We start from the raw sequence: 15891 nt of genomic DNA, 5'->3' as shown, positions 1-15891 counted from the left end.
GCGCTACCGGGACCTACCGTACGTCGTTACCGTCCGACACGGACTGCCGACGGAGCCGGGCCAGGGCCTTCTCGGGTCGGCGGGACGCGCGGTGCTTGAGGGACACGGAGATCTTCTGTCCGCCCTTGAGCACGTACTCGGCGCCGTTGACGTGGATGGTCACGGGGCCCGCCTTGGACGAGGTGCCCTCCAACTCCAGGATGTCCTGGTCGATGGAGACCTCGATGACCTGTCCCCGGTACAGCACCGTGAAGTCAACGGCCTGTAGCTCGCGCGGCAGGGTGGGTCGGAATTCCAGCCAGTCGCCACGCACACGCAATCCTGCGTACGCGCGGGTGATCACGTCCACGGATCCGGCCATGGCGCCCAGGTGGATGCCCTCGCCGGTTGTTCCACCCTGTGTGTCGTCCAGGTCGACCATGAGAGCGTCCTGGAAGGAGCCCCACGAGCGATCAGGGTCCAACCACGCGAGAACCGCGGCGTTGACCACGCGGGACAACGAGGAGCCGTTGGAGGACCGCGCGATGTAGTGGTCCACGGTGCGCTGCACGGTGTCGTGGTCGATCGAGTAGCCCATGCGCTCGAGCTCTTCGATCAGACCCTCAGGACCCAGCAGGTAGACCAGCATGATGGTGTCAGCCTGCTTGGTCAGCTTGTAGTTGTTGGTGAGGTCGCCCTCGTTCTCCAACAACAGGTCCAACCGGCCGATGTTGTGGTACTTGCTGCGGTAGAAGTCCCAGTCGAGCTCTGCCAACTGGTCGTAGCCCTCGAATTGGGAAATGGTGCCGTCCGCGTTGAAGGGAACGTACATGTGCTTGGCCATGTTCAACCACGTCTGCACCTCCTGGCCGGAGATCTCGAACCGGGATTCGAGTTCTTCACGCTGGTGCTCGACCATGTCGTTGAAGATGTGCGCCGAGTGCCGGAACAACCACGAGGCCAGAATGTTGGTGTACGCGTTGTCCTTGAGTCCTCCGCCGTGCTGACCCGCGGGGCCGTCGTGGTACTCGTCCGGACCCATGACACCGGCAATGTGGTATTTGCCGTCATGGGAGTCGTACTCGGCCAGCGATGCGAACAAGCGGGTGATGCCGATGATCAGCTCGGAACCGTGACCGGAGAGCCAATCGATGTCACCGGTGGATTCGTAGTACACCCAGGCGTTGTAGGCAATGGCCAGGCCCACGTGGAACTGGCGCCAGGAATTGTCCGGCAACCAGCGGCGCGAATGGTGGTTGTACAGTTCGGGCGGGGTTTCCTCGCTGCCGTCCGAGCCTGACTGCCACGGGAAGGCCGTGCCGTAGAGTCCGAGCTCCTGAGCGCGGTGCCGGGCCATGGCCAGGCGGCGCCACCGGTAGGACAGCAGTGAGCGGGTCACGTGCGGGTGGCGCATGTTGACCACGGGCAGGATGAACAGCTCGTCCCAGAAGATGTGGCCGCGGTAACCCTCACCGTGCAGGCCGCGCGCGGGAACACCGGCGTCACGCAGGGAGAGGTGCGGCGCGAGCGTCTGCGCAGTGTGGAACAAGTGGGTGCGCATGGCCAGCTGGGTACTGCGGGATTCGGCGGAGTCCTCGGCGGCATCGAGGGTCACCTCGTAACGGTCCCACAGGCGGGCCCATTCGATCTCGTGCGAAGCGAGCAGCTTGCGGACGCCAAACGGAGTGCGGTCCAGCTCGGACAGCGCGCCCTCCCGCGGGGAGCTAATGGCGGCGTCGCGGCTGGTGACAACCGCGGTCGTGCTGTCGATAACCACGGGTTGATCGGTCGTGACCTGTAGCAGGTGGCGTCGGAACTCGATGCCGCCGGGGCGAACCTCGCGGCGTTCGCTACTGGGCACGTCACTCTCGACCCGCGTGCGCTGGGCCATGGCGATCTCGATCTTCGACTGCGACGTGCGCGCCAGCGAGAGCAGGGTTTCGTGCTCGTCCGGAAGGGTGGTCGACTCGAGCAGCATGAGGTGGTGGGAGTTCAACTCCTTGTACTCCGCCACGCCGCTGTTGGTCACGGTGGGATCAATACCCGTGCGGACGTGCAATCGGCCCGAGTAGTTGCGGGGGATCAGAGTGGTCTCCTGAGCGCCCAGGTGGCGATAGCGCAGGGACACCAGACGCCGCTGCACCACATCCAGGCTACGGATGGAACCGTCCGGGCGGGGTTCGGGATCGCTCAGGGTCAGGGATCGGGTCAGCAGACCACGGCGCAAATCCAAGGCCACGTGCTCCTTGGAGGGGCGCAGGCCGCCCTCGGACCACCACTCGCCCTCGGCGAAGCGCAGGTCCAGGTGCAACCAGTTGGGGGTGTTGACCATGGATTCGTGTTCGGCATCTCGGCCGTTGATGTTGCTCTGCACCCGATTGAACACGCCGGCCAGGTAGGTGCCGGGGTAGTGAACGTCGTTCGCGGGAAATTCACTGGCCGCGCCGCGCACGCCCATGTAGCCGTTGGCCAGGGTCAGCATGGTCTCGCGGCGCGATTCGTTGGCGGGATCGAACCCCTCGAAGGCGAGGGTCCACGGGTCGTCACGCAGGGCGCCGAGATCCAGCTCTCCCACGTCGTTGAGCACAATGTTTGCCCCCGCGCGGTAGAGCCGATCGCGAGCGCTGTCTCGGTTGATGCCCACGACCAGGCCGAAACCGCCGGCGACACCCGCCTGCACGCCGGCCACGGCGTCCTCGACGACCACCGAGTTCTCGGCGGGAACGTTCAACAGACGCGCACATTCCAAGAAGGTGTCCGGGGCTGGTTTGCCGGGCAGGTTCTGCTGGGCGGCCATGTTGCCGTCCACGATTTCGTCGAAGATCTCCGACAGCCCGGCGGCCGCCAGGACCACGCCGCTGTTGCGGCTGGCGGTGACCAGACCCACGGGGACCCCCGCGTCCTGCAGGCGTTCGATGAGCGCCACGGTGCGGGGAAACACCCGTACGCCGTGTTCCTTGAGTTCAGCGTGGAAGAAGCCGTCCTTGGTGGCCGCCTGTCCCTGAACGGTCCAGTCTCCGGCCTTGGGCTCCTCGTCGTTGCGGGCTTCGGGCAGCATGGCACCGCGGGCCGCGAGCAGCGCGCGGACGCCGTCCTCGCGACGTCGTCCGTCCACGTAGGTGCGGTACTCACCCAGGGGATCGAAGGGGGAACGATCTACTTGGCCACCCGGTTCGGCGGGTTCCAGCCGCTCGTCGACCAGAATGGCGTCAAAGAGCTGTTGCCACGCGCGGGCGTGCACGCTGGCGGTGTCCGTGACCACGCCGTCCATGTCGAAGATGACGGCTGAGTAGCGGGTCCGCAGCACATCCACCGGGGCCGAAGGAGCGTGGTCCTCCGTGATCCGGGGCATGGAAGCGGTGAACGGGGCGGTGGGCAGAACGTTCACAGCGCAGTAACTCCTTGGACGGATCGAACTCGATCCGAGGTGGTGAAACGGGGGTCAGGAACATGTTAAGGAAACACTCGTCACGGTGAAATGGAAAGTAGCCCGCAAACAGTGTGTTCCTCACGTCGGTGTGCTAGGCAACCTCAAAAGTGTACGAGCATACCTGCCCGTGTACCAGTGGGTAGAGCGTGGTTTCTTACACAGTTGTGCACCGACATCCTTGCGAGCGGGCTCGGGGCTATGCTGGACGCGACCCCCTCCCGCGCCAATAGAAGGTGGAGCATGACGGAATCTCTGGGACAGTCAGTCACCAATCAGCCGCTGTCCGAGGTCGACCCGGACGTATCACGGGCCATTGACCAAGAATTGGGGCGTCAGCGCTCCACGTTGGAAATGATCGCTTCAGAGAATTTCGCGCCGCGCGCCGTTCTCGAAGCGCAGGGCTCCGTGCTCACCAACAAGTATGCAGAGGGCTACCCGGGCCGCCGCTATTACGGCGGCTGCGAATACGTGGACGTCGTGGAGAACCTGGCCCGCGACCGCGCGACCGCGTTGTTCGGGGCCGAACACGCCAACGTGCAACCCCACTCGGGTGCACAGGCCAACACCGCCGTGATGGCAGCTCTCATGCAGCCCGGTGACACCTTGATGGGCTTGTCCCTGGCTCACGGTGGTCACCTGACCCACGGCATGAAGATCAACGTGTCCGGCAAGCTCTACAACATTGCCGCGTACGAGGTTGATCCGGACAGCTACCGCATTGACATGGACAAGGTGCGAGAGACCGCACTGGAAGCCCGTCCCAAGGTGATCGTGGCCGGCTGGTCCGCGTACTCACGCCAGCTGGACTTCGAGGCGTTCCGTTCCATCGCGGACGAAGTGGATGCAAAGCTGTGGGTCGACATGGCCCACTTCGCCGGTCTGGTGGCCGCAGGGCTGCACCCCAACCCGGTGCCTCACGCCCACGTGACCACCTCAACCGTGCACAAGACGCTGGCGGGTCCGCGTTCCGGTGTGATTCTGTCCACCGAAGAATTCAAGAAGAAGATCGATTCCGCAGTGTTCCCGGGTCAGCAGGGCGGACCGCTCATGCACGCCATTGCAGGCAAGGCCGTGGCCTTCAAGATCGCCGCGTCCGAGGACTTCGCCGAACGTCAGCGCCGCACCATCGAAGGTGCCCAGATCCTCGCCGAGCGCCTGAACGCACCGGATGTCGCAGAGCACGGCGTGTCCGTGCTGACCGGCGGCACCGACGTGCACCTGGTGATCGTGGACCTGCGCAACTCGGAGCTGGACGGCAAGCAGGCCGAAGACCTGCTGCACCAGGCGGGCATCACCGTGAACCGCAACGCGGTTCCGTGGGATCCCCGCCCGCCCATGACCACTTCGGGTCTGCGCATCGGCACTCCCGCACTGGCCACTCGCGGTTTCGGCGCCAAGGAATTCGAAGAGGTCGCGGACGTCATCGCCGCAGCCCTCAAGCCCGGCGCGGACGTCGATGCCCTGCGCAAGCGCGTTGACGCCCTGACCGAGCAGTTCCCGCTGTACCCCGGCCTTGAGGAATGGTGAGGATGACCGCTCAGATTTTGGACGGCAGGGCCACCGCGGCCGCCATCAAGTCCGAACTCGCCGAACGCGTGAAGGTGCTGGCCGACAAGGGTCGCGTTCCGGGACTGGCCACCGTGCTGGTCGGTGACGACCCGGCGTCGCACTCCTACGTAGCGGGCAAGCACCGTGACTGCGAGCAGGTGGGGATCTCCTCGATCCGCAAGGAACTGCCCGCGGACGTCTCACAGGAGGACCTCGAGAAGGCCATCGACGAGCTGAACGAGGACCCGGCCTGCACCGGGTACATCGTGCAGTTGCCGCTTCCCGATCAGATCGACACGAATGCGATCCTGGAACGGATTGATCCGGCCAAGGACGCGGACGGTTTGCATCCCACCAACCTGGGGCGCTTGGTGCTCAACGTCAATGAGCCCATGACCTCGCCGCTGCCGTGCACGCCCGCCGGAATTGTTGAGCTGTTGGATCGGCACGGCGTGGAGCTCAAGGGCAAGCACGTGGTGGTGGTTGGCCGCGGTGTCACCGTGGGTCGCCCCATCGGGCTGCTCCTGACCCGCCGCGAGATCAACGCGACCGTCACGCTGGCCCACACCGGCACACAGAATCTGGGTGAGTTGCTCGCTCAGGCTGATGTGGTGGTGGCCGCTGCCGGTCGACCGCACATGATCAAGGCCGACCAGATCAAGGACGGCGCGGTACTGCTGGACGTGGGCGTCTCGCGCATCGAGGACCCGGAGACCGGCAAGAAGAAGCTCACCGGTGACATAGATCCCGCCGCGGCGGAGAAGGCCTCGTGGCTTTCCCCCAACCCCGGGGGAGTGGGGCCCATGACCCGCGCCATGTTGCTCGTCAACGTGGTCGAGTCCTGCGAACGCGCCGAGGGCATCCTGCAGTAAAAGAGGTCGGCCTCGCGTAACGCACGGCCCACCACACGCATAGCCCACCACACGCACGCCGACGCCGCGCCGCCCACGGGTAGCGCGGCGTCGGCGTGTGTGCGGTTCCTATTCGGTGGGAATCTGCTGGAGCGGACCGGTGGCGGGGCCGGGCGGCTTGGGGCGCCGGTGGTCGAGCAGAGCGATCACGAACGCGATCACCAGGACCCCCACGATGGCCAAGAAACTGGCGGTGAAGGCCGTGTCCCAGTCGGAGCGAGCCAGCACGCCGAAGGCCACGGCGGTGATCACGGCCGTGCCCACGGCGGTGCCCACGCGCTGGCCGGTCTGCATCACCCCGCCCGCGGCACCGGCGAACTTGAGCGGCACCTCCGAGAAGCTCAGGGTCTGGTTGGGCGGCATCACGGAGCCCTGGCCCACGCCCACCAGGACGAGGGTGAGGTAGAGCCACGCGATGTTCCAGTCGAAGTGCACCACGCCGTAGATCACGCCGATGGTCGTCAGCAGACCGGTCATCGCGCAGGCAATGCCGACCAGGATGACTCGGCGGCCGAAACGCAGTACGCCGCGTCCGGCCAGCGGTGCCACGACCGCGGACATCAGCGCCGCGGGCAGGCTCAACATGCCGGCCTCGAGTGCGGTGCGACCCAGCCCCTGCTGCACGTACATGGCCAGCACGACCCACACGCTGGTCATGCCCAGGAAGTACACGGTGATCATGGCGGAGCCGTAACTGAAACTGGCGATCCGGAACAGGTCCAGATCCACCATGGGTTCGTGGCCGCGGGACTTGTAGCGCGCCTCCCACCGGGTCCATGCGAAGAGCAGCAGCGCGCCCAGCAGCAGGGATAGCCACACGAGCGGTCCCAGGCGGGATTCCACGAACGGGAACAACAGCGCCAGGATCCCCAGACCGAACAGCACGACCCCAACGGGGTCCATGTCCACCCGGCCGGGCTTGCGTTTCTGCCGTGGCAGCCACAGGGCCGCGAGCAGGAGGGCCACCGCTGCGGTGGGCACATTGATGAGGAACGTGGCGCGCCACCCGGCACCGTCACCCAAGGCACCGATCAGGAAGCCACCGAACGCGGGGCCGATGGCCACGGCGACACCCACCACCGCACCGAGCATCCCGAAGGCCTTGGCGCGGGCGGGACCGTGGAAGTACTGCTGGATCATGCCCACGCTCTGCGGATTGATCAAACCGGAGCCGAGTCCCTGAGCCACACGCCCGATGTTCAGCACCGTGGTGTTCGGTGCCAACCCGCACACCAGGGACGCGACCGCGAACAAAATGATGCCTGCCATGAAGAGCTTGCGGCGACCGAAGATGTCGCCCGCCCGGCCGCTGGCCACGAGCAATACGCCGAAGGCCAGGGCGAAACCGGTGAGCACCCACTGCAGTGCGGAGGAACTGGCATGCAGGTCCGCCTGGATCGCGGGAAGTGCCACGTTCACGATGGACACGCTGACCAACGCCATGAACAGGGGGACCAGAAGGACCCACAGGATCTTGCTGCGCTCGCGCGGGGTCAAAGGTTCCGGCGCGGAAATGGGGCTACTCACTCGATCCTTGATACCCCATAACCGCCCAGGACACTAAGGCCCGGGCCGATGGGTGAGACGGGCGGGCAAAGTCTGAGGGGTCGATTCGTGCGCCGGGGTGGACTTTGAGACAATGTTGCCCATGCAGCCCATTGGATCTTCACAAGCTCAGTTCACGGTCGATCCGCAGAGTGCCAAACGTACTCGCGGTGCTTTCTGGGGCACGATCATCGGGCTCGCGGTGCTGGTGATCATTTTCGCCGTGGCACTGCTGCAGGCGGCCAACACCAACTCCGTGCTCGGCTGGATCCTGGCCGGTATCGCACTGGGGTGGCTCATGCTCGCGGTGTGGGCCCTGTCCATGGTTCGCAAGGCCGCCCGCTACGGACGTGATCAGGTCAAGCAGGCCCAGGATCGCTTCGACTCCCAGCACGGCCGCGCACCGGTTGCCGGCGGCGAGGCCGGGTCCGGACAATCTCTGCGTGATCAGAAGCTCGAGCACGGCATGCAGGTCATCCTGGTGCAGTCCAAGGTGGTCAAGGAACAGCTTGCCGAGACGAACCCGGACGCTGAGACCGTTCGGCGCGCACTGGAGACCATCGACATGACCGCGGCCAACGGGCTCAACAGCCTCAAGGAGTCGTCCAAGCCGGTCGACGGTACCGTGGTCGACTGAACCACTCCCACCACTTTTCTCACGACGAGTTTGCTCATCCCGAGTTCTTCCACAGCGAGGTACTGATCTTTCATGGCTGATTCCGCGTCCACGGTTCGCATTGCCACCGTCAACGTCAACGGCATTCGCGCCGCCTACCGCCGCGGCATGGCCGACTGGCTGCAGGGCCGCGACGTGGACCTGCTGTGCCTCCAGGAAGTCCGGGCTCCCGACAAGATCACTCGTGAATTGCTCGACGAGGACGTCTGGCACATTCACCACGCGGAGGCGTCGGCCAAGGGTCGCGCCGGTGTTGCCATCGCTACGCGCCGTGACGCCTTTGATGGTTCACTGTTACCCGTGGCCACCCGCGGTGGGATCGGCGACGAATACTTCGCGGATTCCGGCCGCTGGGTCGAGAACGACATCATCCTGCCCAACCGTGAGACCCTCACGTTGATCTCCGCCTACGTGCACTCCGGCGAGGTGGACACCCCTCGCCAGGTCGACAAGTACAAATTCCTGGACCTGATGATCGACCGTCTCCCCGCGCTGGCCGAGCACAGCGATCATGCGTTGATCGTGGGTGACCTCAACGTGGGTCACACCGAGCTGGACATCAAGAACTGGAAGGGCAACGTCAAGAACGCCGGTTTCCTGCCCGAGGAGCGCGCGTACTTCGACCGCTTCTTCGGTGACCTGGGCTACGTGGATGTGGCCCGATCCCTGGCCGGCGAGGTGCCCGGCCCGTACACGTGGTGGTCCTACCGCGGCAAGGCCTTCGACACGGACGCCGGTTGGCGCATCGACTACCACATGGCCACTCCAGCGCTCGCGTCCCGGGCTCAGTCGGCCGTGGTGGATCGCGCCGCGAGCTACGACGTGCGGTTCTCGGACCACGCACCGCTCGTGGTCGACTACAGCTTCGACTGATTCAGTATTTTTTCGGCGACGACGCCGCTCGGTGACCTTGGCCGCGCAGCCGACCGAGCGGCGTCGTCGCCCGTGACCAGCAATGATTCGCACTAGGTGAAAGAAGCACTCGTGAACGAGCAGACCACCCCCGTATCGACCAAGCCCCGCGTGGTGTCCGGCGTGCAGCCCTCGGCGGATTCCCTGCACCTGGGTAACTATGTGGGGGCGCTGCGTAACTGGGTGTCCATGCAGGACGAGAACGACTGCGTGTTCTTCGTGGCGGATCTGCACTCGATCACCGCGGGGCAGGACCCGGCCACCATGGCCGAGCGCACCCGCGTGACCGCTGCGCAGTACATTGCGGCCGGCATCGACCCGGAGCGTTCCACGCTGCTCATCCAGTCGCAGGTGCCCGAGCACACCCAGTTGTCGTGGGTACTCAACTGCATCACCGGTTACGGCGAGGCTGCTCGGATGACCCAGTTCAAGGACAAGTCTCTCAAGCAGGGCGCGGACAACACCACCGTGGGGCTGTTCACCTACCCGGTGCTGATGGCCGCGGACATCCTGATTTATCAGGCCAATCAGGTGCCGGTGGGGGAGGACCAGCGCCAGCACCTGGAACTCACACGCAACCTGGCCCAGCGCTTCAACGCGCGCTTCGGCGAGACCTTCGTGGTGCCGGACGCCAAGATCCTGACCAACTCGGCCAAGGTCTACGACCTACAGAACCCCACGGCCAAGATGTCCAAGTCCGCAGCCTCCGAGAACGGCCTGGTGCGCCTGTTGGACCCGGCCAAGATGAACGCCAAGAAGATCAAGTCGGCCGTGACCGATGACGGCAACGTGATCCGTTTCGACCGTGAGGCGCAGCCGGGTATTGCGAACCTGCTGACCATCTACTCCTCGCTCACCGGAGAACCGATCGAGTCCATCGTGGCGCAGTACGAAGGCAAGATGTACGGCCACTTGAAGGTCGGACTGGCCGAGGTAGTCACCGAGACCCTCGACCCCATTCAGCAGCGTGCCCAGCAACTGCTGGACGACCCGGCCGAGTTGGACCGACTCCTCGCCCGCGGTGCGCACAAGGCACGGGAGATGACCTCGGAAACCATCAAGACGGTCTACGACCGCATGGGCTTCCTGCCGGGTGTGTGATCCCATGATGGCCTCGACTAGGCTGAAACTCGCGTGAGACGAGGAGGCCCAGTGCAAAACCAACACAGTTCACCCACGGTCAAGCCGGGGCAGGTTTACGCGGGTGTGGTCATCGAGTTGCCCGAGCCCATGGGCAAGGAGCTCCAGGACTGGCGTGCCTCCTTCGGCGACCCCGTGGCCGGTAGCGTTCCCGCGCACATCACGCTCATGATCGCCGCGCGTGAGGACCGTTGGGAAGAACTGGTGGATCACGTGCGCACCGTGGTGAGCGGTTGGAAGCCCTTCCACGTCGAAATCAACGGGACCGGCACCTTCCGGCCCGTCACTCCCGTGGTGTTCCTGCGCATCGACAAGGGCTATGACGACTGCGTGGCGCTGCACAACCGTCTCAACGATGCCGAACTGGTATCCGCCTCGCCCTTCGAGTTCCACCCGCACGTCACACTGGCCCAGGCCGTTCCTGACGAGCACCTGGACCGAGCCCAGCAGATGCTGCGCACCTATCGGGCCTCGTTCCTGGTGGACCACATCGACCTCTACGAGGGCGACGAGAACGGCCAATGGCACGTGCGCGAACGCATTGCGTTCGCCGGCGATGGCCGCGCCTGACAACGCTCCGCCGCCGGTGGTCCCCCCGATCACCGACCGGCGGGGTCTCACTGCAGAACACCGGAGACTTGCCCGGGTACGGCAGCAACTCGCGGACGACGGCGCGCCGCTGGGTCAGCGACTGGGCGCCCTGGTGGGCTGGGCCTTCGCGCGGCTCATGTCACTTTTCCCCGCTCGGATCATCACGCATTACATGTTTCACGGTGGCCCGCTCATGGCGGCAGGGTTGGCCTATCAGCTGCTCTTCGCGTCCACGGCCTTGCTGGTCATCGGGTTCTCGCTGCTCGGGATGTTCCTGGGTAGGGACTCCGCCCTGCAACAGTCACTCGTGCAGAGCATTGGTCAGGCGGTTCCCGGTCTGCTGGACGTGGGTGACGGTCAAGGGGGAGTGATACCCCTGAGTCTCCTGCAGAACACGGCGCCGTTCACCGTGGCCTCGGGCATTGCGGCCGGTGTCCTGGTGTTCACCGCGTGGCGGTGGATCGCGGGAATCCGCCTGGCCACCCGTCGCATGTTCGAACTACCACCGGCTCCGGGGATTCCCATAGCCGCCGTGCCGCGCGATCTGGCGTGGTTGGCCGTGATCGGCGTTCTGCTGTTGTCGTCGGCCGCCATCAGCGTGTTCGCCTCCGGCGCCGTGGAGTCCGTGATGCGATGGCTGGAAAGTACGGGGTGGATCGAACCGCAGGAGTGGCTGGACAGCGGCCTCAACGTCGTGATCGCCATCGCCTTGGGATTCCTGGTCGACCTGCTCATGAGCTTCACCCTGGTCCGAGGGGTCTCGCAGCTCAAACTGCACCGCAAGGCGCTGCTGGTGACGGTTCTGGTGGGCGCGATCGGTTCGCAACTGTTGCGCTTTGCCGGCGGCGAGATCATCGCGCGCACCACCAACAACCCCTATCTCTTCTCCTTCGCGGTGCTGGTCGGTGTGCTGCTGTGGTTCAACCTGTACGGGCAGATCCTGCTGCTCGCGGCGGCCGCGGGGGCCGTGGTGCAGGCCGACATTCGCGGCGCGCGAGCACAACCCGAACGGGAGACACGCGCGGTGACCGTCGTGGCGGCGTCGTCCCTGCCGACCGCCTCGCGGGGCCTGGAGCCGTACGGCACGACGCCGGGCGGAGACACTGCCGACGACGCCGCCGAGAGCCTCGCGGGGCGCGAGGGCAGCAGCGCGTTCCGCTCGGACTCGTAGGTATTCCCCCCACCCGAATGCTCCGGTCTCGGGCGCTCCGTCGTCCCGGCGCGCGTTTACCGCAGAAGCCGAACCCGTTCGGTGTAGCGCACTGGAACTGTGACCTGGCCCAGGGGAGAAGGGCACGATTGGACCCAGGGATAGTGCACAGAGCAAAGTGGCCCGGATCCGAATGGATCCGGGCCACTTCACTGACCGTTGCTTACAGTGCGCTGGCGAAGACCGCCTTCTTGACCTCGGCAATGGCCTTGGTCACCTGAATGCCACGGGGGCACGCTTCGGTGCAGTTGAAGGTGGTGCGGCAACGCCACACGCCTTCCTTGTCGTTGAGGATCTCCAGACGCATGTCGCCGGCCTGGTCACGCGAGTCGAAGATGAAGCGGTGTGCGTTCACGATCGCTGCGGGGCCGAAGTACTGGCCGTCGGTCCAGAAGATCGGGCAGGACGAGGTGCACGCCGCGCACAAGATGCACTTGGTGGTGTCATCGAAGCGCTCGCGGTCCTCTTGGGACTGGTAACGCTCGTACGTGGGCTCGTGGTCGTCGTTCACCAGGAACGGCATGATCTCACGGTAGGACTGGAAGAAGGGCTCCATGTCCACGATGAGGTCCTTCTCGCACGGAAGACCCTTGATGGGCTCCACCATGATCGGCTTGTCGAGATCCAGGTCCTTCAGCAGGGTCTTGCACGCGAGACGGTTGCGGCCGTTGATGCGCATGGCATCGGAACCGCACACGCCGTGAGCGCACGAGCGGCGGAAGGACAGCGAGCCGTCCAACTCCCACTTGACCTTGTGCAAGGCATCCAACACGCGGTCGGTGCCGTACATGGTCAGCTGCCACTCGTCCCAGTGGGCGTCCTCGCTGAACTCGGGATCGTAGCGACGCACCTTCAGGGTGACGTCATAGGTGGGGATCGCTTCAGAGGATGATTCCTGCTGAACGTCCTGGTTCTCGTTCTCAGTTACTGCAGTGGACATTAGTACTTACGCTCCATCGGCTCGTAACGGGTAAAGATCACGGGCTTGGTCTCCTGGCGGATACCGGCCGTGGGCGAGGAGGGATCTTCGTAGACCATGGAGTGAAGCATGAACTTCTCGTCATCACGGTCGGGGAAGTCCTCGCGGAAGTGACCGCCGCGCGATTCCTCGCGGTGCAGGGCGGCCACGGACATGACCTTGGCCAACTGCAACAGGAAGCCCAGCTCAACGGCTTCGAGCAGGTCCAGGTTGAAACGCTTGCCCTGGTCCTGGATGGAGATATTGGCGTAACGCTCTTCCAAGGCAGCAATGTCAGCAAGGCACTGCTCAATGGTTTCCGCGGTACGGAACACCTGCATGTTCAGGTCCATCGTGTCCTGCAGATCCTTGCGGATGGCGCCGACCTTCTCGCTGCCGTGGCCACTGCGTGCGTTGTCGAGCAGTGCTTCGGTGCGCTCGGCGGCGTTGTCCGGGATCGGCAGGAACTCTGCGTCGCGAGCGTACTCGGCGGCGTAGATACCGGCGCGCTTACCGAACACGTTGATGTCCAGCAGCGAGTTGGTGCCCAAGCGGTTGGAGCCGTGAACGGACACGCATGCCACCTCACCGGCGGCGTACAGGCCGGGAATGGTGGTCTCGGAGTCCTGGAAAACCTCGCCCTTGATGTCCGTGGGGATGCCACCCATGCAGTAGTGCGCGGTGGGGAACACGGGAACGGGCTCGGTGTAGGGCTCCACACCCAGGTACGTGCGAGCGAACTCGGTGATGTCCGGAAGCTTGGCGTCGATGTGAGCCGGCTCCAGGTGGGTGAGGTCCAACAGGACGTAGTCCTTGTGCGGACCGCAACCGCGACCCTCGCGGACCTCGTTGGCCATGGAACGGGCCACGATGTCACGGGGTGCGAGGTCCTTAATGGTGGGCGCGTAACGCTCCATGAAGCGCTCACCATCAGAGTTACGCAGAATGCCACCCTCACCACGGGCTGCCTCGGACACCAGAATGCCGAGACCCGCCAGGCCGGTCGGGTGGAACTGGACGAACTCCATGTCCTCCAGGGGAAGGCCCGCGCGGAACGCGATGGCCATGCCGTCACCGGTCAGGGTGTGGGCGTTGGATGTGGTCTTGAAGACCTTGCCCGCGCCGCCGGAAGCGAAGATCACGGACTTGGCCTGGAACACGTGCAGTTCGCCGGTGGCGAGGTCGTAGGAGACCACGCCTGCGGGGCGACGACCCTCCGGGGTGTCCACCATGATCAGGTCGAGCACGTAGTACTCGTTGTAGAACTCCACGTTGTGCTTGATGCAGTTCTGGTAGAGCGTCTGCAAAATCATGTGACCGGTACGGTCAGCGGCGTAGCACGCACGGCGAACGGGGTTCTTGCCGTGGTCGCGGGTGTGACCGCCGAAGCGACGCTGGTCGATCTTGCCCTCGGGCGTGCGGTTGAACGGCAAGCCCATTTTTTCGAGGTCGAGAACCGCGTCAATGGCCTCCTTGGCCATGACCTCGGCTGCGTCCTGATCGACGAGGTAGTCGCCACCCTTAACGGTGTCGAACGTGTGCCATTCCCAGTTGTCTTCTTCGACATTGGCCAGAGCCGCGCACATGCCACCCTGGGCTGCGCCGGTGTGTGACCGGGTGGGGTAGAGCTTGGTCAGTACGGCAGTGCGGGCGCGCTGGCCGGATTCAATGGCGGCGCGCATGCCGGCGCCACCGGCGCCGACGATAACCACATCGTACTTGTGAACCTGCATACCAGATGCTCTTTCTATGTGGATGAGTAAGTGAAGTGAACGTGCCCGTTCCGGGTGATCAATAGATCAAGCGGCGAAGCCCTGAGGCTCCGCCGCCCGAGTTATCACACGGTGTGGCAGAAGGAAGCGAGCAGCTCCGGATCGGCACCGGCGGGGCAGGGATCGAAGGTGAAGATCACCAGGGTGCCCAGCAGGATGACGAAGCCCGATGCCAAGAACAGCAGGACCTTCAGCCAGAAACGGGTGACGTTACGCTCGGCGTAGTCGTCGATGATGGTGCGCACGCCGTTGGTGCCGTGGAGCATGGCCAGCCAAAGCATGACCAGGTCCCAGACCTGCCAGAACGGATTGGCCCACTTGCCACCCACGAAACCGAAGTCGATGGCGTGAACGCCTTCGCCGACCATCAGGTTTACGAACAGGTGACCGAACACCAGGACGACCAGCACAATGCCGGACAAGCGCATGAACAACCACGCGAGCATCTCGAAGTTGCTGCGGGAGGCACCGGAACGGTTGTACTTGACGCCGTTCACCTCGAGGTCCCGGCTACGGGGGACCTGGATTTTGGTCTTGAGAGGTGTGCTCACGGAATCAGCCTCCGAATACGATCGACAGGTGGCGGATGAGGAACGGAATCATGACGATGACCCACAGGGCGATGACGCCCCAGAGCAGGCCCTTTTGATTCTTGGTGCCGCCCTTCCAGAAGTCGATCAGGATGATCCGCAGGCCGTTGAAGGCGTGGTAGACGATGGCTGCTACGAGCCCCGCCTCGCCAAGGCCCATGATGGGGTTCTTGTAGGTTGCCATCACCGCGTTGTAGGCCTCGGGCGATACCCGGACCAACGCGGTGTCAAGGACGTGGACCAACAAGAAGAAGAAGATGGCTACGCCTGTAATACGGTGGGCAACCCAAGACCACATGCCGTACTGGCCGCGGTAAAGGGTGCCCCTGGATGAGTTCGCCACGGAATAACCTCCCTGTGTCGCTCGTCGTCGTGCGCACTGGTTTGAACTAAAAAAACGGGATTCGCGCTGCTACACGGCATAAGCGGAGCCCTGGCTGGCTCTGTCATGGATGATGCGCTATTTCGATCCAAAGATACCAGCCTGCGGGTGAATTCCTGACAACGTGTCGCTAACCGCACCGGGGCGTAATCCCGCACAATTACGGCACGTTTGTGTGCTCGAATTAACCGTCAGTGCGGGGTTGAAATCAGACCGTCCACAACACAGGCCACGTGTGTGATCACGG

General features: G+C 64.4%; 13 protein-coding genes. 7 read left to right on the top strand and 6 right to left on the bottom strand.

Features of this window, described 5'->3' with window-relative positions:
* Positions 1-13 precede the first annotated feature (13 nt).
* Positions 14-3367 carry a beta-phosphoglucomutase family hydrolase gene (locus RF638_RS09945; RefSeq protein ID WP_368841935.1) on the bottom strand — a complete coding sequence of 1118 codons (3354 nt, stop codon included), beginning with the start codon at positions 3365-3367 and terminating at the stop codon, positions 14-16.
* Between the two features lie 282 nt (positions 3368-3649).
* Between RF638_RS09945 and glyA the strand changes: the two genes are divergently transcribed.
* Entirely contained in the window at positions 3650-4936 is a 1287-nt protein-coding gene (gene glyA, locus RF638_RS09940; protein WP_095796890.1) for a serine hydroxymethyltransferase, read from the top strand.
* A 2-nt stretch (positions 4937-4938) separates the two neighbouring features.
* Complete coding sequence (locus RF638_RS09935) at positions 4939-5829, top strand: bifunctional methylenetetrahydrofolate dehydrogenase/methenyltetrahydrofolate cyclohydrolase (protein WP_095796889.1); 891 nt, start codon at positions 4939-4941, stop codon at positions 5827-5829.
* A gap of 108 nt (positions 5830-5937) precedes the next feature.
* On the opposite strand, the gene RF638_RS09930 is transcribed toward RF638_RS09935, so the two are convergent.
* The gene (locus RF638_RS09930; RefSeq protein ID WP_259917492.1) at positions 5938-7395 is read right to left on the bottom strand and encodes an MFS transporter; all 1458 of its coding nucleotides are present in this window, start codon (positions 7393-7395) and stop codon (positions 5938-5940) included.
* A 121-nt stretch (positions 7396-7516) separates the two neighbouring features.
* Here RF638_RS09930 and RF638_RS09925 point away from each other — a divergent pair, with 121 nt between their 5' ends.
* The 5 genes from RF638_RS09925 to RF638_RS09905 all read left to right on the top strand — a co-directional run bounded on the left by RF638_RS09925 (position 7517) and on the right by RF638_RS09905 (position 11903).
* Positions 7517-8050 carry a hypothetical protein gene (locus tag RF638_RS09925; RefSeq protein WP_238663090.1) on the top strand — a complete coding sequence of 178 codons (534 nt, stop codon included), beginning with the start codon at positions 7517-7519 and terminating at the stop codon, positions 8048-8050.
* Positions 8051-8122: 72 nt separating this feature from the next.
* On the top strand, positions 8123-8962 hold the full coding sequence (locus RF638_RS09920; protein WP_259917495.1) for an exodeoxyribonuclease III: 840 nt from the start codon (positions 8123-8125) through the stop codon (positions 8960-8962).
* A gap of 111 nt (positions 8963-9073) precedes the next feature.
* On the top strand, positions 9074-10102 hold the full coding sequence (trpS, locus tag RF638_RS09915; protein ID WP_315277305.1) for a tryptophan--tRNA ligase: 1029 nt from the start codon (positions 9074-9076) through the stop codon (positions 10100-10102).
* A gap of 51 nt (positions 10103-10153) precedes the next feature.
* Positions 10154-10711, top strand: a complete 558-nt coding sequence (locus RF638_RS09910) for a 2'-5' RNA ligase family protein (RefSeq protein ID WP_095796886.1) — start codon at positions 10154-10156, stop codon at positions 10709-10711.
* A 16-nt stretch (positions 10712-10727) separates the two neighbouring features.
* Positions 10728-11903 carry a YihY/virulence factor BrkB family protein gene (locus tag RF638_RS09905; protein WP_368841934.1) on the top strand — a complete coding sequence of 392 codons (1176 nt, stop codon included), beginning with the start codon at positions 10728-10730 and terminating at the stop codon, positions 11901-11903.
* Positions 11904-12105: 202 nt separating this feature from the next.
* Here RF638_RS09905 and RF638_RS09900 read toward each other — a convergent pair whose 3' ends face one another.
* The 4 genes from RF638_RS09900 to sdhC all read right to left on the bottom strand — a co-directional run bounded on the left by RF638_RS09900 (position 12106) and on the right by sdhC (position 15605).
* Positions 12106-12882, bottom strand: a complete 777-nt coding sequence (locus tag RF638_RS09900; RefSeq protein ID WP_095796884.1) for a succinate dehydrogenase iron-sulfur subunit — start codon at positions 12880-12882, stop codon at positions 12106-12108.
* Positions 12882-14633 (bottom strand): succinate dehydrogenase flavoprotein subunit, encoded by a 1752-nt coding sequence (gene sdhA / locus RF638_RS09895; RefSeq protein ID WP_095796883.1) that lies wholly within the window; start codon positions 14631-14633, stop codon positions 12882-12884. The genes RF638_RS09900 and sdhA overlap by 1 nt, the downstream gene beginning before the upstream one ends.
* A gap of 104 nt (positions 14634-14737) precedes the next feature.
* Positions 14738-15223 (bottom strand): succinate dehydrogenase hydrophobic membrane anchor subunit, encoded by a 486-nt coding sequence (locus RF638_RS09890; RefSeq protein WP_095796882.1) that lies wholly within the window; start codon positions 15221-15223, stop codon positions 14738-14740.
* Positions 15224-15227: 4 nt separating this feature from the next.
* Positions 15228-15605 (bottom strand): succinate dehydrogenase, cytochrome b556 subunit, encoded by a 378-nt coding sequence (gene sdhC, locus RF638_RS09885; protein ID WP_016996138.1) that lies wholly within the window; start codon positions 15603-15605, stop codon positions 15228-15230.
* Positions 15606-15891: the final 286 nt, after the last annotated feature.

Source organism: Kocuria sp. CPCC 205235 (assembly GCF_040980905.1).
Lineage (GTDB): Bacteria > Actinomycetota > Actinomycetes > Actinomycetales > Micrococcaceae > Kocuria > Kocuria carniphila.
Note: the sequence above shows the minus strand (reverse complement) of the source record. Positions and strands in the feature narration are given on the sequence as shown.